This is a genomic window from Acinetobacter sp. SW-226 (assembly GCF_055632855.1).
The window spans coordinates 2,651,559-2,673,285 of record NZ_CM145752.1; the positions used below are offsets into that span (position 1 = coordinate 2,651,559).

17 protein-coding genes and 10 tRNA genes are annotated in these 21,727 nt (G+C 40.4%); 6 read left to right on the plus strand and 21 right to left on the minus strand.

What is annotated here, in order from left to right; genetic code table 11:
* The first annotated feature begins 9 nt into the window (after window positions 1-9).
* Window positions 10-816, plus strand: a complete 807-nt coding sequence (locus ACZ8ZH_RS12645) for a YdcF family protein (protein WP_470247746.1) — start codon at window positions 10-12, stop codon at window positions 814-816.
* A 14-nt stretch (window positions 817-830) separates the two neighbouring features.
* Here the strand turns inward: ACZ8ZH_RS12645 and ACZ8ZH_RS12650 are convergent, their stop codons facing one another.
* The 13 genes from ACZ8ZH_RS12650 to ACZ8ZH_RS12710 form a co-directional block, all read right to left on the minus strand.
* A complete protein-coding gene (locus ACZ8ZH_RS12650; protein WP_086208508.1) occupies window positions 831-1,292 on the minus strand; it encodes a DUF2750 domain-containing protein in 462 nt (153 codons plus the stop codon).
* 85 nt (window positions 1,293-1,377) lie between these two features.
* Window positions 1,378-1,453 (minus strand) — tRNA-Val (locus ACZ8ZH_RS12655).
* Window positions 1,454-1,541: 88 nt separating this feature from the next.
* Window positions 1,542-1,618: transfer RNA gene (locus tag ACZ8ZH_RS12660), tRNA-Asp, on the minus strand.
* 50 nt (window positions 1,619-1,668) lie between these two features.
* Window positions 1,669-1,744 (minus strand) — tRNA-Val (locus ACZ8ZH_RS12665).
* 63 nt (window positions 1,745-1,807) lie between these two features.
* Window positions 1,808-1,884: transfer RNA gene (locus ACZ8ZH_RS12670), tRNA-Asp, on the minus strand.
* 10 nt (window positions 1,885-1,894) lie between these two features.
* Window positions 1,895-1,970, minus strand: a tRNA-Val gene (locus ACZ8ZH_RS12675).
* 68 nt (window positions 1,971-2,038) lie between these two features.
* Window positions 2,039-2,115 (minus strand) — tRNA-Asp (locus tag ACZ8ZH_RS12680).
* Window positions 2,116-2,128: 13 nt separating this feature from the next.
* A tRNA-Val gene (locus ACZ8ZH_RS12685) sits at window positions 2,129-2,204 on the minus strand.
* 21 nt (window positions 2,205-2,225) lie between these two features.
* Window positions 2,226-2,302 (minus strand) — tRNA-Asp (locus tag ACZ8ZH_RS12690).
* Window positions 2,303-2,351: 49 nt separating this feature from the next.
* Window positions 2,352-2,428: transfer RNA gene (locus ACZ8ZH_RS12695), tRNA-Asp, on the minus strand.
* 25 nt (window positions 2,429-2,453) lie between these two features.
* A tRNA-Val gene (locus ACZ8ZH_RS12700) sits at window positions 2,454-2,529 on the minus strand.
* Window positions 2,530-2,811: 282 nt separating this feature from the next.
* Window positions 2,812-3,315, minus strand: a complete 504-nt coding sequence (gene elsL / locus ACZ8ZH_RS12705) for a cell wall-recycling L,D-carboxypeptidase ElsL (protein ID WP_119063570.1) — start codon at window positions 3,313-3,315, stop codon at window positions 2,812-2,814.
* A complete protein-coding gene (locus tag ACZ8ZH_RS12710) occupies window positions 3,315-3,707 on the minus strand; it encodes a YbaN family protein (RefSeq protein WP_119063571.1) in 393 nt (130 codons plus the stop codon). Before ACZ8ZH_RS12710 ends, elsL begins: the two co-directional genes overlap by 1 nt.
* Window positions 3,708-3,804: 97 nt before the next feature.
* Here ACZ8ZH_RS12710 and ACZ8ZH_RS12715 point away from each other — a divergent pair, with 97 nt between their 5' ends.
* The 3 genes from ACZ8ZH_RS12715 (at window position 3,805) to dapE (ending at window position 6,235) form a co-directional block, all read left to right on the plus strand.
* Entirely contained in the window at window positions 3,805-4,683 is an 879-nt protein-coding gene (locus ACZ8ZH_RS12715; protein WP_119063572.1) for a DUF1853 family protein, read from the plus strand.
* Window positions 4,684-4,840: 157 nt separating this feature from the next.
* On the plus strand, window positions 4,841-4,981 hold the full coding sequence (locus ACZ8ZH_RS12720; protein ID WP_086208511.1) for an entericidin A/B family lipoprotein: 141 nt from the start codon (window positions 4,841-4,843) through the stop codon (window positions 4,979-4,981).
* A gap of 120 nt (window positions 4,982-5,101) precedes the next feature.
* Complete coding sequence (dapE, locus tag ACZ8ZH_RS12725; RefSeq protein WP_119063590.1) at window positions 5,102-6,235, plus strand: succinyl-diaminopimelate desuccinylase; 1,134 nt, start codon at window positions 5,102-5,104, stop codon at window positions 6,233-6,235.
* A 54-nt stretch (window positions 6,236-6,289) separates the two neighbouring features.
* On the opposite strand, the gene ACZ8ZH_RS12730 is transcribed toward dapE, so the two are convergent.
* The 6 genes from ACZ8ZH_RS12730 to pilG all read right to left on the minus strand — a co-directional run bounded on the left by ACZ8ZH_RS12730 (window position 6,290) and on the right by pilG (window position 14,864).
* Window positions 6,290-6,751, minus strand: coding sequence for a hypothetical protein (locus tag ACZ8ZH_RS12730; RefSeq protein WP_119063573.1), 462 nt, complete (start codon window positions 6,749-6,751; stop codon window positions 6,290-6,292).
* A gap of 4 nt (window positions 6,752-6,755) precedes the next feature.
* Entirely contained in the window at window positions 6,756-11,252 is a 4,497-nt protein-coding gene (locus tag ACZ8ZH_RS12735; RefSeq protein WP_470247747.1) for a hybrid sensor histidine kinase/response regulator, read from the minus strand.
* A gap of 167 nt (window positions 11,253-11,419) precedes the next feature.
* Window positions 11,420-13,492, minus strand: a complete 2,073-nt coding sequence (locus tag ACZ8ZH_RS12740; protein ID WP_086208514.1) for a methyl-accepting chemotaxis protein — start codon at window positions 13,490-13,492, stop codon at window positions 11,420-11,422.
* A 50-nt stretch (window positions 13,493-13,542) separates the two neighbouring features.
* The gene (locus tag ACZ8ZH_RS12745; RefSeq protein ID WP_086208515.1) at window positions 13,543-14,079 is read right to left on the minus strand and encodes a chemotaxis protein CheW; all 537 of its coding nucleotides are present in this window, start codon (window positions 14,077-14,079) and stop codon (window positions 13,543-13,545) included.
* A gap of 5 nt (window positions 14,080-14,084) precedes the next feature.
* Window positions 14,085-14,453 (minus strand): response regulator, encoded by a 369-nt coding sequence (locus ACZ8ZH_RS12750; protein WP_004694491.1) that lies wholly within the window; start codon window positions 14,451-14,453, stop codon window positions 14,085-14,087.
* 27 nt (window positions 14,454-14,480) lie between these two features.
* A complete protein-coding gene (gene pilG, locus ACZ8ZH_RS12755; protein ID WP_086208516.1) occupies window positions 14,481-14,864 on the minus strand; it encodes a twitching motility response regulator PilG in 384 nt (127 codons plus the stop codon).
* 279 nt (window positions 14,865-15,143) lie between these two features.
* Between pilG and ACZ8ZH_RS12760 the strand changes: the two genes are divergently transcribed.
* Both ACZ8ZH_RS12760 and ACZ8ZH_RS12765 read left to right on the plus strand, forming a co-directional pair.
* Complete coding sequence (locus ACZ8ZH_RS12760) at window positions 15,144-15,782, plus strand: hypothetical protein (protein WP_086208517.1); 639 nt, start codon at window positions 15,144-15,146, stop codon at window positions 15,780-15,782.
* Between the two features lie 531 nt (window positions 15,783-16,313).
* Window positions 16,314-18,032 (plus strand): proline--tRNA ligase, encoded by a 1,719-nt coding sequence (locus ACZ8ZH_RS12765; RefSeq protein ID WP_119063574.1) that lies wholly within the window; start codon window positions 16,314-16,316, stop codon window positions 18,030-18,032.
* A 53-nt stretch (window positions 18,033-18,085) separates the two neighbouring features.
* Here ACZ8ZH_RS12765 and ACZ8ZH_RS12770 read toward each other — a convergent pair whose 3' ends face one another.
* Both ACZ8ZH_RS12770 and ACZ8ZH_RS12775 read right to left on the minus strand, forming a co-directional pair.
* The gene (locus tag ACZ8ZH_RS12770) at window positions 18,086-19,417 is read right to left on the minus strand and encodes a hypothetical protein (RefSeq protein ID WP_110974309.1); all 1,332 of its coding nucleotides are present in this window, start codon (window positions 19,415-19,417) and stop codon (window positions 18,086-18,088) included.
* Between the two features lie 24 nt (window positions 19,418-19,441).
* On the minus strand, window positions 19,442-21,727 hold the full coding sequence (locus tag ACZ8ZH_RS12775) for a DUF6160 family protein (protein ID WP_119063575.1): 2,286 nt from the start codon (window positions 21,725-21,727) through the stop codon (window positions 19,442-19,444).

Below are 21,727 nucleotides of genomic sequence, written 5' to 3' on the forward strand. Positions count from 1 at the left end.
CTAAAATCCATGCAAAGCCTAAACTCACAAGCCTACATGCAAAAATCAAAAAGAATCATTAGTTTTATCATCGGTTCATTACTTTTCGCAGATGAGCATATTTTTATTTTACAACTACGCTTTGATTTCGGCATTCTCCTGCCTTTGTTTATTGGATTAGGTCTGCTGATTTATGCACTCACCGCCCCTAGGCTTAGGGCTTATATTCAAACCAATAAAATCCGACAATCAATATGGCGTTACACTTGGGCTATTTTCTTGCTATGGATTTGTAGTTTAGCCATTTTCTTTCTCTTTTTAAAATTTTCAAATGAACAAAACATACCCCATGTCAATGCATCCGCCGTTTTAGTTCTTGGCAGTGGGCTAAAGCACGGTAAACCAAGTCCAACTTTAGCCAGTCGCTTAGATCAGGCAGCTCATTACGTAAAACAATATCCAGAAACTATTATTGTTGTAAGTGGTGGGCTATCTCCACAGCAAAACATCAGCGAGGCCAACGCAATGCGTCAATATTTGGTGGATCAACACCATATTCCAGCCCATCGCATCTACACCGAAGAACAAAGTACCAGTACAGAGTTAAACCTGTTCAATAGCAAAAAAATTTTAGCTCAACAACATATCTCTATTAAACAACCAATTGCGATTGTCACCAGCGATTTCCACATTCCACGTAGTCGTGCGATTGCAATTCGCCAAGGTTATCAATCACCCATCATGATCGGTGCTAAAACACCACTTGAAACTCGCTATAACGCATGGCTACGAGAGTATTTTGCCTTTATTAGCGGTTGGCTACTCAACGAATACTAAAGCAAAACAATATATTAATGCAGACGAATATGACGTGGTGAAGGCAATTGTAATTGCTTGAATAAATCAGGCTTTTGTATCGAAAACTGATACAGATAATTTTTAATATCTAATAATAATTTTTCAGGAGCAACCAAAACATTCTGCCCTTCTGGTGTTAAATTCATCGACACTGTCGTATTTTCAACACGTAAAAAAGGAATCACTTTTTCAACCAAATCCGTTAAACCAATACTCTGAATTTCATAACCCGCCCAATTATCTTTCACTAAAAGCTGTGCTAAGCCTTTACTCTGCCACATCGCAAATGAACGCTGTCCAGTTGGTGTAGCACAGAGTGCCCACCCATCATGATACAACGCCAAAACATGGCCCTGATGCACAATAGTTTCAATAAAAAGGCGATAAACTTGGAGAGGATCGTAAGCAGTATTTTGATTTTTAGATGCAGCTTTGCGTTGATATGGATTTCTCATAAATCTGTCATGTTTTAAAATTATTATTGCACAGAAGTGTATGAAAACAGCTTGAGATAAGCAAGGTTTTTACGACTAGGAAATATGGTGGGCGCTGACGGGATCGAACCGCCGACATTCTGCTTGTAAGGCAGACGCTCTACCAACTGAGCTAAGCGCCCTTGAGAAGTAAAAATAGCATTGCTATTTTTATGATGCAAGAAAGAAATCTTGCTTGATTCCATTTACTAGCGCAAGGGATCTAGGAAATGGCGCAGCGGACGGGGCTCGAACCCGCGACCCCCGGCGTGACAGGCCGGTATTCTAACCAACTGAACTACCGCTGCAACGGTAATTGCGAATGCAATTAGGGTCATTAAGCTTTACAGCTTGAATATGGTGGGCGCTGACGGGATCGAACCGCCGACATTCTGCTTGTAAGGCAGACGCTCTACCAACTGAGCTAAGCGCCCTGATTTAAGATTGTCAGTCTTAGATTTCAAATTTAAGCTCAGGAACTTAAATTTATATTTAAATGGCGCAGCGGACGGGGCTCGAACCCGCGACCCCCGGCGTGACAGGCCGGTATTCTAACCAACTGAACTACCGCTGCGTCGTAAATATGGTGGGCGCTGACGGGATCGAACCGCCGACATTCTGCTTGTAAGGCAGACGCTCTACCAACTGAGCTAAGCGCCCTGATTAAGATTGTCAGTCTTAGATTTTAAACTTAAGCTCAGGAACTTAAATTTAATTGATTTTTTGAATGGCGCAGCGGACGGGGCTCGAACCCGCGACCCCCGGCGTGACAGGCCGGTATTCTAACCAACTGAACTACCGCTGCATCGCAAAAAATCTGGTGGGCGCTGACGGGATCGAACCGCCGACATTCTGCTTGTAAGGCAGACGCTCTACCAACTGAGCTAAGCGCCCTCATTAAGGATTTTGTATAAATGGCGCAGCGGACGGGGCTCGAACCCGCGACCCCCGGCGTGACAGGCCGGTATTCTAACCAACTGAACTACCGCTGCACTTACACAAAGTCACTAATGTGGTACAAACAATATTAAAAATCTTAAGTGGCGCAGCGGACGGGGCTCGAACCCGCGACCCCCGGCGTGACAGGCCGGTATTCTAACCAACTGAACTACCGCTGCACGTAAGATCTTTAACGTAAAGGCTTGGTGGGCGCTGACGGGATCGAACCGCCGACATTCTGCTTGTAAGGCAGACGCTCTACCAACTGAGCTAAGCGCCCTTAACGTCTTTATCGTTTGTGAGGTGCATTATAGAGAATCTTTACAGGCTGTCAAACGCTTTTCGGCCTGTTTTCGTTTTTTTACAATCGAGTGATTAAAAAATAGGTCAAATGGTATAAAAACAAGGATTTTCTGTATGTTATTTAACAGATTCGTCTAATTTATTTTCTTAAACATGCCAGTCATTTTGGCTAAATCACGCAGTTTTGTTAAGCTTTAGCCTTTTGAATTAAGCCTAATAGTATTCAGCAAAATCACTTTGTCTATTTTTAATCCACATTTTAAATTTCAAGTTTATGTTCGGAAATATAAACCAATGCATTGCAATCAATCAGCTCAAATAATTCCATAACATCAGCATTACGCATACGAATACAGCCATGTGACATCGGCATCCCCATTGGCTCGGTATCAGGTGTTCCATGAATATAGATATAACGTTGATAGGTGTCGCATCCTTCGCCGCGATTAAAGCCCTCTTCTAAACCACTCAACCATAAAATCCGAGATAAAATCCAATCCCGTTCTGGAAACTGAGCCGCCAAATTGGAATCATAAACCTCCCCTGTCGGCTTTCGAGCAATAAAAACAGCATTTTGTGGTTGCTCAGCGCCATGCTTTTCAGCAATGCAATGCCACCCCCGTGGGGTTTTACCACTATTTTCAGTTTCGCCAATGCCATTTTTCCCCGATGAGATCAGATAAAATTTATTCTTTTTAGGCAGTGTTAAAGTCTGTTCAGCTAGATCAATCAAGACGTCTGCATCAGCAATCACATAAGACATCAGTTGTCCTCTATTTGTTTTTTATCTATCGACGTATTTGGTTCAGGGCGTAGCCATAGCCATATTGCAACAATTAACATAGTGGTATTGGTAAATAATTTGACTAAAAATGGCGCATTGGTAAAGAGCATAATCACCCCACTGATCAACATCATGATACTGGCAAACCATTTCGCCTTACGTGGTACAGTCCCATTGGCACGCCATGCCCTTAATGTTGCTCCGTATTTCGGATGATTCAGCAGCCAAGCATCCATTTGTGGCCAACCTTTGGATGCAGCCCATGCAGCTAAAATTAAAAAAACAGTTGTTGGCATACCCGGCAAAAGCGCGCCGATAAAGCCTAGGATGACAAAAATCACCACTAAACAACGCCAAAACAACGTTTTCATACCACTTTCCTAAACACCGAATTGCGGTAGTATAAAGTGTTTTTTGGATTTATCCGTTGTCCTTCTGCATATTTCGCTTCTTTTTTAAGGCTCACACATGCATCTCATTTCACAGCATCAATTGTTTGAACCGTGGCTCCAATTTAAACATCCATTGGTTCGTCAGTTGGCTTTTGCTGTAGCAAGTCCAAACATTTTGTCTGCGTTGCCGTTAGAACTCGATATACAACATGCTTTTCATTTTCATCCCTCACAGATCTGGCAACAGCACTTTCAAACCTATTTACCTCGCCTTAAACAGCTCGATCAAGACCCGAAAGAACTTGAAGACTTTATGGTTCAACTGAAAAGTACCCGTCTAGGTCTGCGCTTTGAAATGTTCATGTGGTTTTGGTTACTGGATCATCGCTATCATGCATACGAGTTATTGGGGCATAGTATTCAAATCATTGATGGTTCACGTACTACGGGTGAGCTGGACTTTTTAATTAAAAATACTGAAACCAATCAAGTTGAGCACTGGGAAGTCGCGTTGAAATATTATTTAGGTGAAACAGATCTGAGCCTAACCACATGGTACGGTTTAAATCGTACTGATACTTTAAACCGCAAACTAAAACACTTTACTCAAAAACAGTTCCAATTCCAGCAAGCTTTAGATACTGACATTCAGATGCGCTATGCTGTTTTAAAAGGACAACTCTTTCTACCCTTAAAAAATAGTTTCGTGGATGTTGGTGATTTTAACCAATACTCTCTTCCACATTGGCTCAATCCTGACCGGCGCTTGGGAATTTGGGGGACTACCATTCCCAAGGCCGATTTAAATTTTTTCCGCCTACAACGTCAAGAATGGATTTGCCCAAATGCTGTGCCAAGTAGTCTCACTGCCCACTGGTGGACCAATGGATTGTATTTACAAAATCAACACAATCAGTTTTATATGTACCGAAATTCGAGTTTGATTTTTACTTGATTTTGCAGAAGTTACTTTATACAAATATACATAAGACTACATATAGTTACCTATTTCATGTAAAACACTGCTACATTTTAATATGTTTATTTTTTAACCTTATAAAACATCAGAACAGAATCATTTGATGACAACACCAAAAATTTTGGAGATAAACATGAAGAAAATTATTGCTGGTTCACTTGTGATGCTTTTTGTTTTAACGGGCTGTAATACAGTTGCTGGCGTGGGTAAAGATGTATCCAAAGTGGGAGATGCTGTGACCAACTCTGCAGATAAGACTGCCGATAAATTATAATCTGTTCTAAACCCACATAGACCTTATCGTTTCGATAAGGTTTTTTTATTGCTAAGTTTCGCATTCTAGACATTAATCGCCTATTATAGTGCCGACTGTTTTATTGACTCTGAAATGCGCATGACCTCTTCTGCTACTCTCGATTTAAGCCTCCAACTTTTACGCCAGCCATCGGTTACTCCAGTTGACCACAACTGTCAAAATATTATGGCTGAACGCTTAGAAAAAATTGGCTTCAATATTGAATCTATGCGTTTTGATGATGTTGATAATTTATGGGCGCGCAAAGGCACTGAGTCTCCTGTATTTTGTTTTGCAGGACATACTGATGTCGTTCCTACAGGCAATTTAGACGCATGGAACTCCGATCCATTTGCCCCTGAAATTCGTGATGGTAAACTCTACGGACGTGGTAGTGCAGACATGAAAACGGCTTTAGCAGCTATGGTGGTTGCCTCTGAACGTTTTGTTGCAAAGCACCCTGACCACAAAGGGTCGATTGCATTTCTGATTACTTCTGATGAGGAAGGTCCATCTATTAACGGTACAGTTAAAGTGATTGAAACATTAGAAGCACGCAATGAAAAAATGACTTGGTGCTTGGTCGGTGAACCATCAAGTACCCATCAATTAGGTGATATTGTCAAAAATGGTCGTCGTGGTTCATTAAATGCCGTCTTGACAGTCAAAGGAAAGCAAGGTCACGTGGCTTACCCACACCTTGCGATTAACCCGATTCATATGGCATCTAAAGCCGTTGCAGAACTTTGCGATACCGTATGGGATCAAGGTAACGAATACTTCCCTGCAACTTCTTTTCAAGTATCTAATATTCAAGCAGGTACAGGTGCAACCAATGTTGTTCCTGGAACGATGACCGTAACTTTCAATTTCCGCTATTCAACAGAAGTAACCGCAGAAGAGTTGAAAGCACGTGTTTTAGAGCTTTTAGACCGTCATAGTTTAGATTACGACATCAAATGGACACATTCAGGTTTACCTTTCCTCACCCCTGTTGGTGAACTGGTCAACTCTGCGAAAAATGCCATACGTAATGTAACTGGAGTTGAAACTGAACTTTCGACCTCTGGTGGTACATCTGATGGTCGTTTTATTGCTCCTACAGGTGCACAAGTTCTTGAACTTGGCGTTTTAAATGCCAGCATCCACCAAATTGATGAACATGTGAATGTCGCGGACCTAGAACCACTTGCTGAAATTTACGAACAAATTTTAGAAGGGCTTTTAGCATAAGACTTTCAATAAAAAAAGGAACTCATCTGAGTTCCTTTTTTATTGAGTACAGATTTAAGTAGATAAACCTAAACTTGCCTGAATTTGATTTAAATTCGGGATGTGATACAACTCTTCACCCATACGTACCAGTTGAAACACTGTAGGGTCATTCGCTGGCGTTTCATCATCTACAATTTCAGAAATACGTAAACGAATCGACTTCGGCATCTCATTACACATTAAAGCAAAACGTTGAGACGCATCATCTCCTTCAATCACCAATGCCACACCTTCCGTCTGTTCAGGACGATTCACGGCATAGACGGGTAGATGTAGATCATGCCACTCTACAGTTTTAACCTGCGTATCACTATCGAGTGCAGACAGTACAATATTTTGTGGTAATAACATGGAATTTTTTCCATGGCATTCAATGATATAAGCATCAATAAAACCTGTTGATACCGTAATCAGATATTGCAACTCTTGCTGGCTGATTTGCTCATTCATGGTCTTTGAAACATTTGCACTCATTTATTTACCCCTGCTTTTCAGCAAGTAACTGCTGAATGTTGGCAAGTAATTCTGCTTCTTGGAATGGTTTGCCCATGTAGTGCGTCACACCCAAGCTGAAAGCACGTTCACGGTGTTTTTCACCCGTACGTGATGTAATCATAATGATCGGTAAGTTCTGATGAATTTCATGGTGACGTACCAAGTTGGTCACTTCGAAACCATCCATACGCGGCATCTCAATATCTAGTAACATCAAGTCTGGTTTAACATTCTCGAGTTGCTCCATAGCATCGACACCGTCTTTTGCTGTCACAATATCAAAGCCTTGTCGCTCCAATAAACGTGACGTTACCTTACGCACCGTCACTGAGTCATCCACAATCATGACTAATCGGCGTGTATCTTGATGGCGACCAAAATCACGTTGATCTGTTGCATGCGTGACACGCTTAGTACTGAGGATCTGACGTGCAATATTCTGACCGTCTAGAATCAAGCAAACATGTCCATCACCAAGAATCGTCGCACCCGCAATTGCACCGATACTTGCAAACTGTTGACCGATTGGTTTTACAACAATTTGTGCACGCGAACCAATCAACTGATCAACCAATAATGCAATCGTTTGTCCACTGTTCCCTTTAATTAAAAGTACTGGTAGTGAATGACCAATATTACTCAAACGAGGAATCGGCTGATTAGACAAGAACTCAGAGAGATAACGTAGTTTATAATTTACGCCATCAATTTTGAATTGGTCATCTTTACTATGGAAATAAGTATCTAAAGCCGTTGGAGCAATACGTACAATACGGTCAATCTGTGCCAATGGAATCGCATATTGTTGATCACCTGCTTTCACCATCAAGGCATCGCTCACCGCAACCGTGGTCGGTACGCGAATAATGAAGGTTGTGCCAGAGCCAATTTCCGATTCAACAGTAACATGCCCACCTAGCGCCTTAATTTCACTTTGTACAACATCAAGACCTACACCACGGCCAGAAATTTGCGTCACTTCTTTAGCCGTACTGAATCCAGGGTGGAAGATAAACTGTAAAATCTCCTGTTTATCTAGTACTTGGTCGGCTTTAATTAGGCCTAAGTTTAATGCTTTGGCTTTGATCGTACTTTCATCAATACCCTTACCATCATCTTTGAAGGTAACGATAACATCTGTTCCTTGGCGGCTAATGTTGAGTTCAATTTGACCAGTCACTGATTTTTTCGCAGCAATACGCTGTTCCGTATCTTCAATACCGTGGTCAATCGCGTTACGTAACATGTGCTCAAAAGGCGTAACCAACCGCTCAAGAATAGTACGGTCTAATTCACCTTCTGTATTGTGTACGATCAAGTCTGTCGGACGGTTCAAAGTCGATGCCGTCTGACGCACAATACGTTGTAAGCGCGGCAGCATACGTGAGAATGGAACCAAACGCGTACGCATTAAACTTTCTTGGATTTCTGCCTGAATGCGTGACTGTTGTAATAACAAGCCTTCAGCATCACGAATTTTCTCAGCCAAAGTGCTCTTAAAGTCAACCAAATCCGAAGCTGACTCAGCGAGAGATTTAGATAATTGATTCAACGATGAATATTGGTCCATTTCCAATGGGTCAAAGTCTGTATAACGCGAATTCTCAGAACCATGCTTCGCGATAATTTGGCTCTCAAGCTCACCTTCCATTCGACGCAACTGATCGGCCAAACGTTTAATGGCAAGTTCCATCTCGTTTAAGGTATTGCCAAGTTGACCTAAGTCCATCTCAATACGCGAACGGTTAATCGCATTTTCACCTGATAAATCAATCATTTTCTCAACCAAATCGGCTGAGATACGAATCATCTCATTACCACTATCCAAGTGAGTTGTTTCTTTCCACTCACCCATCATAGCTGGCGGTTCAGTGCCATCACCCTGAACAAACTCAAAACTTGGCGCTGCATTGAGCAAATCTATTTGCGTTACACGCGTCGGCAATTGGGCAATAACATCGACATAGTCAACAGATGCCAAACTATTTTTCAGACCATCATAATTACTAAAATCACGTTTGAAGATGGCTTGCTTCAACCAGACAAACGCAGTTTGCAATAATGGGTCATAAACATTAGAACTAAAATTATGTACCGCAAATTGCTCAAAAATTGTTTCAAGTTCATAAGCAATTGCAGCAACTGGTTCGTTCTCTGCCATACGTGCGCCACCTTTTAAACTGTGGGCAGCACGTTGTAATTGAAGTAACACACTACGGTCACTACGCTGTTCAGTCCATTGCTTCAGTAAGCCATCGGTGGACGCTAAAATTTCTTCAACCTCTTCCAAGAAAGTTTCTTCAACAATTGATGAAATACTTGTATCGTCAGTTTCATCCGTAGTTACAGCAACAAATTGCTCAGATGCGAGCACTTCACCTGATTCAACTGGCACAGACAAGTCTGCATCAAGTGTAATTGACTCACCCAAAGGAAGTGCTTCGTTCCCAGGGAAAGTTTGTGCATCAAAATCTATCGTCGATGAAGTCTCATCATCGCTGGTCTGCACAGCCACATCCTCAACCGATGCAATTGCCTCAGCTAGAGGTTCAGCAGCCGTCACAACCGTACCATCAACCAAACTTTGGATATTGTGTAAGACATTGATGGTTGCTGTGGCTGGATAATCGACTTTCTCTGTTCGAATAACTTGAATACGGTCTGCGACATCATCCTGCACCAAACGAATGATGCTAATCAACTGTGGTGTTGTTTGAATTTGCTGACGAATCACACGCTCATAAATAGATTCTAATTCATGCGCAATTGAACCAATAAATGATGCAGAAATCATATTTGCACCACCTTTTAAGGTATGCAAATAACGCATTAAATTATTGAGTGCAGTTGTATCATTGCCATTTTTAGACCAAGTATTAAGATCTTGGTCCATACCCATCAATAATTCTTCGGCTTCTTCTAAGAAGATATCCAGTAAATCATCATCAAAGTCAGTATTTGAAGTGTTCGATTGTTTGTACTGATGATCGGACGCAATCTGTTGCGAAATTTGCGCAAGATCAAGACTTGGTTGAGACGTATTGCTCGCTACAATGCCTTCATCAACTGGCTCTACCGTTGCAGCTTCTACAGATTCGATATCTTGTTGTACAAAGGCTGTTAAATCATTCAACACTTTATAAACATCATCGGTAAGGATGACACGTTGACCAGCAGCTAAGGTATCGAATAAGTGGATAAACTCTTGATGTGCCTGACCAAATAACTCATACGCATAATCCACATTGAGTAATTCTGGCTTTTCCAGTAAGGCTTGATAACTTGCATACAACTCAGAGGTAAACTCATGAATCCCTTGTGCAGCACGGTTATTTGTAAATTCTACCAGTTGTTTCGCTTGCTCACTCAAGTGCTGAATATATTCTGGATACTCTGCTTTTGCACGCTGATCAAACTCAAATTCTGTATCCAGTAAAAGATCAATATTTAATTCGATTAATTTTGAAACCATCCCTTGAGGGTTCAGTTCATTATCTATCTCTTCAAGACTAAAGCCATAGTTATCCCAAGCCGTACTAAAAGTTGAATAAATGACTTCAAGCTGCTCGTTACTACCACGCCCAAGAACATGTAAATAATCACGTACAAATTCGGCATACTGGGTGAGTAACGAAATTTCCTTAGAGGTTGAAACAATTTCTTCTTGCACCAGTGTTTTAAATAGATTTTCAACTTTTGAGCTAGCATTAAATACATGCTCAATTTGCGCCATAGACGAGCTACCACGCAAAGTATGTAAGGCACGGATTAACCCATTGTAATCTTGTACTTTAGTTTCATCAGCATTTAGGAATTGATCAATCGTCTCTAAGTGATCTTCCGCTTCTTCAATGAAGATCGACAATGTTTCCTCAAGAACTTCGTGTTCCGGATGATCAGAATTGGTTGCAGCTTCCTCAAATTCAACGACATGCTCAGTGCCTTCAGCATCACCAAGCTCCAACCCTGTTAATACATCATAATCATTTAAATGATTAGATAACTGTAGGAGCTCTTCTAAGGCAGGTTCTAAACTCTGATTTTGCTGTAACTGTTGACCAATTAAGACGAGAGGTCGCAAATCTAGCTCAGTTTGTTCGACATTCTTAAAAATGGGATACAGTTTATATTGATAAATTTTAAATACTGTTTTAGCAAATTTCTGAATTGTGGCAGAGATGGGTACTACACCTGAAATCACACGATTCAAGGTATCTTCAACTGCCCATGCGGTTTCGCCAGCTGACTTTGCTCCCACCATCCGACCAGACCCTTTTAAGGTATGGAAATGACGACGAATGCTCACCAATGTCTCTTGATGTGTTGGTTCAGCGTACCACTTTTCGAATAATGGATCTAATTCAACGAAAATTTCTTCAATTTCTTCAACAAAAATTTCAAGAATTTCTGCATCTTGATCTAGATAACTATCTTCCGGAAGCGTTGTCGTTTCAACTAAATGTTTTAATATTTCTTTCATAGCTAGGCTTCTTGCGTTGTCAGCTACCCAAAACAGGTGCATAAACTTCATTATAACCATCACCAGAAACCTAACTTTGTAGACAAAGCCGGTTTAAGCTGATGTGATATCCTGATTTCGGCATGCCACTCAAATTTTGAGTCACATGCCTCCCCCAAAGCAAATGCTTAATCAGGTAATTTAAAGTCAGTTACAGACTCACGTAATGCTTCTGCCATGTTAGCAAGTTCGGATACCGAACGTGCTGTATCGAAAGTCGCACTCGTTGTTTGTGAGGTAATTTCTTGTACGACATTCATCGTCGTTGCAATATGACCTGCAGACGCTGACTGAAGTTTTGCAGCATCAGAAATGCTTGCAATCAATTTCGCCAAGTTACCTGATACGTTCTGAATCTCATCCAGTGCAACACCAGCATCTTTAGACAAGTTGGCACCGCGTACAACCTCAGACGTGGTTTGCTCCATTGAAATTACAGCTTCGTTGGTATCGGTCTGAATCGTTTTTACCAGTGTTTCAATTTGCTTTGTCGCTGAAGCTGAACGTTCTGCAAGACGCTGTACTTCATCTGCAACCACGGCGAAACCACGGCCTGCTTCACCAGCCATAGATGCTTGGATCGCTGCGTTTAAAGCCAAGATGTTCGTTTGGTCTGCAATATCGTTAATTAAGGCAACGATGTTACCAATTTCTTGAGAAGACTCACCCAAACGTTTAATACGTTTAGAGGTTTCTTGAATCTGTTCACGAATGATATCCATACCTTCAATTGAACGGTTTACAACATCAGCACCATTTGCTGCAATTTGTACAGAACGTTCTGCTACCACGGCTGACTCTTCAGCATTCGAAGATACTTGGTCAATGGACATTGCCATTTCATTAATCGCAGCAGATGCGCCCGCAATTTCTTGCGCTTGGTGTTCTGATGCTTCTGCCAACTGGTTAGTAATACCTTGTGTACTTGCCGTATATTGTGCAACCTCTTGAGAAGTTTCTGTAATACGAGATACTAGGTCACGTAACTGGTCAATCGCAAAGTTGATGGAGTCAGCAATGGCACCTGTAAAGTCTTCAGATACTGTCGCATGCGAACGTAAGTCACCATCTGCAAGGTCAGCAATCTCATCCAACAAACGTAGAATCGCGTTTTGGTTACGGTCATATTCATCTTGAAGACGTGATACACGTTTTTTATCTGACTCGCCACGAAGTACAAGTAATTTGAATACACAGAACAAGAATGCGATCAACGCTAAAATTAGACCCAATGCAGGAATCGCAATCGCTAAACCAGTACCACCTGACAACTTATTCAAATTGGTTAGCAACGTGTCTGATTGTTCAAAAATAGATGATGATGCTTGACGTACTTTAACGATTTGAGATGAGTTTTTTAGTACTGTTGCCGCTGCAGATTTCAATACATCATCATATTCAGACTGAATACTGGTTAGAGAGTCGCGCATTTCAGGATCATTAATCCGTTCCACACCTAAGTCAGCACTGCCATTTAACTGTGCATTTAGGTAAGAAGCGAAAGTTTCTGTATCTGAGCTAAAGTCATCTGCAGATTCACGTGAGTTGTCTGAACCCGTCAATACCGAACCAATCGAACGAAGAATACGTTCAGCAATGAATACTTGGTTCTTTGCAATCACGACTTGGTTGGCTGGCACATTTTGACGTGCCATTTGGTCAACCATTAAGTTATATTCGGCCTGAATACCAGGAATTGTTTCACTAATTGCGATGTTGGTATCATATAATTGATTAATAATTTTTTGTTGTGATGCAATTAAATCAATATTTGCAGAAACTTTCGTCCACTGCGCATCTACTTCACGTAGCGCATCTGTACTTGCATGAATATCTTTAACAATTTCTAGGTTTTCAGCAAACGACTTTTGCGATTCGGTCAATTTTTTAATCGCTTCAGGCGTACCTGATGCTGTAGCTTCTGTCGCTTGACGTGAAATGGTTTGAGATAAAAGTCGTAACTCACCCACACTACGGGTAAATTCGTTATTTCGCGGTACGCTATAGAATAGGTACAACAGTAGGAAAATTGCTAAAACAATACAAAATGCTGCACCCAAAATTAATGGCTTGGACTTTTCACTATCACCAAATACACGTGAAAACTGTTCCGTCTGCGATTGAATTTTTGCTACTAAAGCATTTCCACCTGAGCGGTTCGTGCTTCCATCTGTATTTTTCTTTTTAAGTTTAAAGCCCATGCAGCTTCTCCCCGATTTACGCCCTTATATTTTCGTGCGCGACAATGATATTAATTTATAAATTTTATAGATGCGTTCATATACTTTGGATTGTCTAATAAGCGACTGAATAAGAAAACATGCCATTGTTGGTTATGTTGATGGAAATACCCTTGGCAATATTCTTTTAAGTTTTGATCTAAATCATCATGCTTAGAAAAAAAACTCTTCTTATTAAAGTGCTGAATCCCCAGAACCTGATCTACAACTAAACCGACATAGTGGTCATTGTGACTTATACAGAGTACTTTTTGAGTTGGTGAATACGTACTACGATGCCCCGACATGTAATGCGCCAAGTCAGCAACAGAGAGTAAACGTCCTCGAATATTTGCCAAACCGACAACCCAAGGTTGGGTATTTGGCACTAAAGTATATTTCGGAGGATAAATAACCTCTGCCACCTCACCTAATGGAGCAACAAAATATTGCCCCATCATTTCAAAAGCAATGCCCGACCAGCGGTTTACCTCATTTTCGTTTGAAACGTAGTTTTTATTGCCACGTTTAGCAAGTCGAAGTAATTCGATAAATCCATTTGCTGCCATAGAGCTTATCCTGCATTCAGGTGTTGCTTAATCACATCAATCAATTGGTTTTCATCAACAGGCTTAGTCAAATAATCACATGCCCCCTGACGCTTACCCCATACACGGTCAGTTGCCTGATCTTTAGTACTGACAATCACCACAGGAATGTGTTTTGTGGTTGCACCACGCGCAATTTGACGTGTTGCCTGGAAACCATTGACGCCTGGCATCACCACATCCATCAACACTAGATCAGGAAGTTCTGCCTGTGCCATGGTCACACCATCTGCACCATTTGACGCTTCAATCACCTCAAAACCGTGCTTCCCCAAAATTTCTTTAAAGCGGAATGTTTCAGTAGGTGAGTCATCCACAATTAAAATACGTGCCATAAATTTCCCCAATTACACTTATATTATTTATGCTGAAACGTGGTTACGAATCGCATTTAATAATTCATCTTTACTAAATGGCTTTGTTAAATATTCATCTGAACCTACGACACGCCCTTTGGCTTGGTCAAATAGACCATCTTTGCTAGAGAGCATCACGACAGGAATGTTTTGATAATTCTGTGAATTCTTGATTAATGCACATGTTTGATAGCCATCCAGACGTGGCATCATGATATCGACAAATACAATATCAGGATTTGCTTCTGCAATTTTTGACAATGCTTCAAAACCATCTACAGCAGTCACAACCTCACAACCTTCGCGTTGTAATAATGTTTCGGCTGTGCGACGAATAGTTTTTGAATCATCAATGACCATCACTTTAAGATTCTGGAATTTATCGTCCATTTAATATGACCCTTCCCATTTTTAGAATGTTTGTAGAAACAGATTCGTAGACGTTTTACAAGTTACGTACACTTTTAACATATATTTACTTATATTTTCAACGAACAGTTTCAGCATAAAACCACACTTCATCTCCTTTTTAAGAACGGCTTCACACTTTCCGACACACGTCGATTTTTTTTTGACTGATTATATTTTTTATTCCTAAATTTAGGACTAATATAGCACCATTTATTGCTTTTAAATAAGTAATTTAGTCAACTTTAAATGGGGGTATCAATGCTTAGGGAGTTTAATTACAAACTTGCTTTGATCGTGAAAAAAATGATGACTGCAAAAGTCATTTTACTGACTTTGCTTAGTGTACAAAGCATCATGGTCATGGCCGATCCGCCTAAAGCAGTCTGGTATCGTTATTACGATAGTAAAGGTATCGCCAATGTTAGTAGTACGGTGACACCAGATCATATTAGATATGGATATGAAGCGCTCGATACGAATATGCAAGTGATTCAACGAGCACGGCCATACAACGCCAAAAAAGATGCACAATACGCACCCCAAGGAGCTATCGCTGCAAAGCAACGGGATGCTGATCTAAAACTAAAACGTGCTTATACCAACAGTCAAGTAGCAACAGAAAAACGAAATACGGCACTTTCATATATTTTAAAACAAATTAAATTTCAACAAGATGAACTAAAGCAATTACAAAATGACCGAATTGGTTTTTTACGCCAAGAAAAAGAAAATATGCGTAAAGGTAAAAGTAATCCAAAACCACTACAAGATATGCTTGATTATAATTCAAAAAATATTGTGATGAAAAAAGAGCAAATACAGTCATTACAAAGTAACTACCGTAGTACAAAAGCCGAATACGACAGAATTATTGCTCGCTTAAAAACATTTGAATAATTGCACTTGATATAAGGACTTTATTTAATAAAGACAATATTGTGGTAAAAGGATCATAAGCTATAAAAGTATCCCTATTTTTCATTCCAACTCAGGCATGATTATACTTATTGCTCAATGTTTACCCTGCTGATCTCTTTACTCTACCAACTCAAAAATTGAACTTATGATTAATAAGCGGTCAATCATTGCGTTCACGATGACTACAGCACAAATACTCTTAAAAGCCTCTCCCAATGAACGATAGTCGAAGTGAATCCCCCTCTCACGTTCAGGTTAAGGCCAAATACTGAATCATATATCAATGGCATATCCAGTGATTGTCCGTATCATTCCACTCTTGCTATTTACCTCAGTAATCGTTTCTATGATCTGCACTTCTTTAGATAACTTTAAGAACCTTATGCTGCGTCAAGTACATAAAATCATGTCATAATAATCCGCATTTCTCTGAGGTGACATCAACGTGTCGCTTCATTTTTCATTGTATACTCTTTGACTTTCAAAGTTTAAAATTTTAGGACAGTTTCCATGCGCGCGAGTCGCTTTTTATTTGCAACGTTAAGAGAAACCCCAAATGACGCAGAAGTGATTTCACATCAACTGATGCTACGTGCTGGGATGATTCGTAAATTGGCTTCAGGTTTATATACTTGGCTGCCGATGGGCGTTCGCGTATTAAATAAAGTTGCAGCGATCGTTCATGAAGAAATGAACAATGCAGGTTCACTCGAAGTCCTGATGCCCGTAACTCAGCCAGCGTCTTTATGGGAAGAATCTGGTCGATATGTCCAATACGGCCCTGAACTGCTTCGTTTCAAAGACCGCCATGATAACCCTTTCGTACTTGGTCCTACACACGAAGAAGTGATTACCGATCTTGCACGCAATGAACTCAAAAGCTATAAACAATTGCCTGCAAACTTCTACCAAGTACAAACCAAATTCCGTGACGAAATTCGCCCACGTTTTGGTGTAATGCGTTCACGTGAATTTATCATGAAAGATGCGTATTCTTTCCATGCAAACCAAGCATCACTGCAAGAAACCTATGACATCATGTACGATGCGTACTGCAAAATCTTTACCCGTTTAGGTTTAGATTTCCGTCCAGTACAAGCTGATACAGGTTCAATTGGTGGTTCAGGTTCACATGAATTCCACGTATTAGCATCAAGTGGTGAAGATGATATCGCCTTCTCAACTGAATCTGACTATGCTGCAAACATTGAAATGGCTGAAGCCGTTTTAGTCGGTGAACGTGCAGCTCCAACTCAAGCTTTGGAAGTGGTTGATACACCAAATCAAAAAACCATTGCAGACGTCTCTAACTTCTTAAAATCTGATCCTGCTCACTCTGTAAAAGCCTTGTTAGTGCAAGGTATTGCAGCCGAAGACGGCCAAGCAACACCAGTTGTAGCCTTGTTCTTACGTGGTGATCACGAGTTAAATGAAATTAAAGCTGAGAAACACCCGCGCATTGCCTCTCCATTAACTTTCGCAACTGAAGAACAACTTGCTACACTTGGTTTAACAGCAGGTTTCTGTGGACCACAAGGTTTAGTTGAAAAAGGCTTAACTGTAATTGTTGACCGTGCTGCATCTGTTCTTTCTGACTTCGTTGCAGGTGCAAATGAATTGGATAAACACGTTACAGGTCTCAATTGGGAGCGCGACGCACAGTTTACTGAAGTTTATGACCTCCGTAATGTAGTTGAAGGCGATCCATCACCAGATGGTCAAGGTACGCTACAAATCAAACGTGGTATCGAAGTAGGTCATATCTTCCAATTAGGTCAAAAATATTCAGAAGCTTTAGGCTGTAAAGTTCTAGGCGAAGATGGTAAACCATTCACTGTAACCATGGGTTGTTACGGTATTGGAGTTACGCGCGTAGTTGCTTCAGCAATTGAGCAAAATTTTGATGAAAAAGGGATTATTTGGCCTACAGCCATTGCACCATTTGAAATTGCGATTGTGCCAATGAACGCCCATAAATCTCCACGGACGCTGGAAGCAGCTGAAGCTTTATACACTGAACTTACAGCAGCAGGTTTCGATGTTTTACTGGATGACCGTAACGAACGTCCAGGCGTAAAATTCTCCGATCTTGAGCTTACAGGCATTCCTCATCGCATTGTAATTGGTGAAAAAGGCCTAGATGCAGGTACTTTTGAATATAAAGGCCGTCGTGATGCAGACTCTGTAAATATTTCGAAAGAAGAATTACTCGAAAAAATTGCAAAATAATTTCGAAATTAGAAATCCCGCACAGGTTGCGGGATTTTTTTGCAATTTAGTTTTTAGCAAAACTTTAATCCGCCATAACAGTTTGGCCTAAAATTTTGCCCCTGCAAGGTTAAGTTAGTCAATGGAAAATCCAATGTAGTCGTCATAGGCACATTACCAACAACAAGCGCAGAACCACCAACACATCCTGTCAAAAGATTGCCACAATTTCGTGGATTATCAGTCAAGTCTTTATTAATTCCCGCAATGGTTTGTTTTAGAACTTCATTGGTGATCGCCACTTTAGTCGTTGGGCTTAAACTGCCTAGTTCCACTTCATCTTCCATCGCTAACCACCAACCCTTATTTGCTCCTACGGCAGCTCCAGTCCATAAAACATCTTGAGATTGTAAGGACAATGAAGCAGGATTATTTAAATATAATGCATGAATTAAACCCAGACTTTGATTTACAGTAATGTCCGTTTTCAGGCCTGTAATATTACCTGAGACTTGTTTATCTAAATTTAATAGACCTAATACCTTCGCGGTTAGTTGTCCGCTAAAGTCAATTTGACCAACTGTACCACTGCCTTTCAAAGTCACGTCTTTCATTCGAGTTCCAGATACAATTGTAGAGTTAATAGTAAAAGGCGCCGAAGTAGAAGATAAGTTTAAATTATAATTATTAGAGGTATAGGAAATACTTTGACACGGATCTAAGAAGCCATCTTGGCATGTAGTCCCCGAACTGCTACCAAAGAGTCGTCCTTCAACGACCCCATTTATTGTTAAATTGGTATCTGCATAGGTCATACTGCGGGCTTCAGTCACAGCTGTGCCTGTTGCAGTTTTGGTTTTCATATAGCCACTAAATGTATTAATGCCATTCGGTGTCGCACTATTTTCCGTACCAAGTGTCATTAAGCCTTTAATCTTTTCAGCACTCAAACGAAAACCCAGTACTTCACGTGTGGCAGCAGAAGTCGGGTTTTTAATAGCGAATTGAATAAATGGATTTGTAATTAAGGCAGAAGTTGCTGCACGCTCATCAGCGGTATAGTTTGAGTTATCAGGAAGTCCACTCAGTGAAATATGATCTATATCAATATCACAGCTACTCGCGCGAATTGCATTATTATCACCACCACAGCCCAATTGTAGCTTTTTAATATTGGCATTCAATTCCATTTCTGCACTAAGAGCCAACTTATAAAAACCAATGTTTGATTGATTATATGTTTTCCCTTGTGCATCTGTTGTATTTGTCCCCTGCTGAAACTCGAGATTAATCAAAGATTGGCCTTCAATTTCTGAAAGTTCCTCATCATTTAAAGCAGTCATCGCATAACTTTGACTCAAACCCAAAGTTGCAGTAATCAAAACTGAGATTAAAGACTTATTCATCTTACTTATTCCTTGTCTTTCTTTTTATCGAGGAGTAATACCCAATGTGCTACGCATAGCTCCACCCGTAATGGCAATATCTGCAACTTTCTGCATTGTTCCTGTTGGAGACAGTGCAACTTCTGCTCTAAAGGCAGCCCCTTGTCCACCCACTAATGCCTTATGGTTAAATTGCACTTGGTTGTCGATAACAACTGAATCCTTTTGCATGTGAATTTTTCCATTAAAACCTAAGTGACCTTGCATTTTATTCAAGTTAATACTAGAGGTTTTAGAGGTTGTCCCATTACTGTCCGTATTGCTTAAACTAATAAAACTCCCTTTCTTACTTTCATTACTCTGATCTAAGCTACTTAAAGTATTAAATTCAAAATTTGATTTAAATGACAAATAATTGGTCTGAGGAGTTCCACCTATCGCCTCAAGCCCCGGAATAATGAAAAGCTCACCTTTACCATCCAACATAAATGCAATAGACGTCAGTACATCTTCTTTTCGAGAAAAATTATTAATCGGAACGACTTCTTTAGCACAAGTGCTTACACCTGCTGGACAGTTATATAAGGACCCAGGGAGTTGACCGATTGCTATTTCTGCACTGGCAGCAAATAATAAATTATCTGCTTTGATATAGATCTCATTCTCATTAAAACCAATAACACCATTGGCTTTAAAATATGAATCAATATTTCTTAAGCCTGCATAGTAGTTCACCTCTTCGCCATGCTGACTCATGGCACCATCAATCACAATAATAGACGTTGTTTTCGGATTACCCTGACTATCTTCCCCATAACCGTCTGTCGATACCGCAATGTCGTATCCTAAGCCGTCCTTAACAGTTCCAGCAGTATTGGTATATTTCTTTGCAAAAAAAGCAGCATTAGCATTCAAGTTATAAATTGGAATGCCTAAGCCCCATGTTCCCTCATTAGTGTTATTCACCGCGATTGAATTATCTGAAATAAACCGTGCTTTACGGGCAATCGCTTGAAAATCCATCCCACGCACGGCAATAAATGCCATGTTTGATGCATTCGCTGTCGGTGAAGGGTTGTATGTCAGCTCATAATTTTGTGCGCCCAATATATTCTTGATTTGATCATTAATCACAAAGCCCATAGCATTAGAACGAATGTTATTAATATAAATCTGACCAAAATCAATATAAGCATTTTGACTCGTTAAAGCTGAGTTAGGATCAGTAGATGTACGTACATTGAGTGGCGCTAAGTTTGAAAACTCAATAGCATAACTACCAGTTCCCGTATGTCCCAATTCAAATGTGGTTGGTGCTACAGCTCCAAGTAAACTATTTCCCGTACGCGTAAAATCGGCTGCAACGTTTAAATGCACACCACCCGCATTTTTAAAAGCATAACCCGTAGATGCTGTAGTCTCACTTTCTTGAACATTGCCATTAATCCGATTGACCGTATTAAACTTAGCAATCCCAGTCTGATCTGCATTGAACGCAATCTTGCCATTCGTTAATGCCCCCGATGCTCCGATTCGAATTAAATTTCGTTGAGTTGAGTTTTCTGAACCGTAGCGCATATCAACATTTAAACCAGGGTTTGTTGCAGTACCACTGCGACTCCCATGTACATCGGTCTTATCTTCAACACGCCCAAGTACAATAAGATTATCACCAAGACTCCCTTTGGATGTGAGTACAATACCTTCAGCGTCATCAATATATAAATAGCCATCTGCCGATAAATTAAAGTTCAAATCTTTCAAAGTTAAATTTTGATCACCCTGCCCATAACTGATACTGGCATTTTGTAATTTAAAATCTAAATGTGCTTTCGAATCACGGTTGAATAAGCCATTTGTCGTGGTTAAATACACTTCAAAAGGTGAAATGGTTGATAACTTCAAGCTTCCTAAATTTTGATCGGTTTCACCTGTTGCACAATTCGGCGAACATACCAACATAATTTGAGCAGCAGTTGCGGTAAATGGCGATACACTGGCAGAAAGCTGTATGCCCACACCTTGTGTACCATTGGCTAATTGTGTAGTTCCAACATCGAAATCAAGTTTAGATTGAATATTGTTATAACCATTAGCAGCTTTAATCTCTATATTGTGTAAGCCTGTTTTGACGGGCATCTGGCCAACTTCTGCTGGGTCAACCCAATTTAGTTGCTTAATCTGAATTTTTGATGCTTCGTGCGTAATAGAAATGCCATCTTGACCAGTCACATCACTTAAAGTTTGGTCATTTAAAGCCTGTAATGCATAGCTTTGATTCGCCGCGCAAATGCATAGTGTCAGAAGGTTTAATTTTATTATTTTATGCAT

Bases quoted from the DNA above. Each gene is read 5' to 3' on its own strand.
- ACZ8ZH_RS12645 (WP_470247746.1), top strand. From the start codon at position 10: ATGCAAAGCCTAAACTCACAAGCCTACATGCAAAAATCAAAAAGAATC.
- ACZ8ZH_RS12650 (WP_086208508.1), bottom strand. From the start codon at position 1,292: ATGAGAAATCCATATCAACGCAAAGCTGCATCTAAAAATCAAAATACT.
- elsL (WP_119063570.1), bottom strand. From the start codon at position 3,315: ATGTCTTATGTGATTGCTGATGCAGACGTCTTGATTGATCTAGCTGAA.
- ACZ8ZH_RS12710 (WP_119063571.1), bottom strand. From the start codon at position 3,707: ATGAAAACGTTGTTTTGGCGTTGTTTAGTGGTGATTTTTGTCATCCTA.
- ACZ8ZH_RS12715 (WP_119063572.1), top strand. From the start codon at position 3,805: ATGCATCTCATTTCACAGCATCAATTGTTTGAACCGTGGCTCCAATTT.
- ACZ8ZH_RS12720 (WP_086208511.1), top strand. From the start codon at position 4,841: ATGAAGAAAATTATTGCTGGTTCACTTGTGATGCTTTTTGTTTTAACG.
- dapE (WP_119063590.1), top strand. From the start codon at position 5,102: ATGACCTCTTCTGCTACTCTCGATTTAAGCCTCCAACTTTTACGCCAG.
- ACZ8ZH_RS12730 (WP_119063573.1), bottom strand. From the start codon at position 6,751: ATGAGTGCAAATGTTTCAAAGACCATGAATGAGCAAATCAGCCAGCAA.
- ACZ8ZH_RS12735 (WP_470247747.1), bottom strand. From the start codon at position 11,252: ATGAAAGAAATATTAAAACATTTAGTTGAAACGACAACGCTTCCGGAA.
- ACZ8ZH_RS12740 (WP_086208514.1), bottom strand. From the start codon at position 13,492: ATGGGCTTTAAACTTAAAAAGAAAAATACAGATGGAAGCACGAACCGC.
- ACZ8ZH_RS12745 (WP_086208515.1), bottom strand. From the start codon at position 14,079: ATGGCAGCAAATGGATTTATCGAATTACTTCGACTTGCTAAACGTGGC.
- ACZ8ZH_RS12750 (WP_004694491.1), bottom strand. From the start codon at position 14,453: ATGGCACGTATTTTAATTGTGGATGACTCACCTACTGAAACATTCCGC.
- pilG (WP_086208516.1), bottom strand. From the start codon at position 14,864: ATGGACGATAAATTCCAGAATCTTAAAGTGATGGTCATTGATGATTCA.
- ACZ8ZH_RS12760 (WP_086208517.1), top strand. From the start codon at position 15,144: ATGCTTAGGGAGTTTAATTACAAACTTGCTTTGATCGTGAAAAAAATG.
- ACZ8ZH_RS12765 (WP_119063574.1), top strand. From the start codon at position 16,314: ATGCGCGCGAGTCGCTTTTTATTTGCAACGTTAAGAGAAACCCCAAAT.
- ACZ8ZH_RS12770 (WP_110974309.1), bottom strand. From the start codon at position 19,417: ATGAATAAGTCTTTAATCTCAGTTTTGATTACTGCAACTTTGGGTTTG.
- ACZ8ZH_RS12775 (WP_119063575.1), bottom strand. From the start codon at position 21,727: ATGCATAAAATAATAAAATTAAACCTTCTGACACTATGCATTTGCGCG.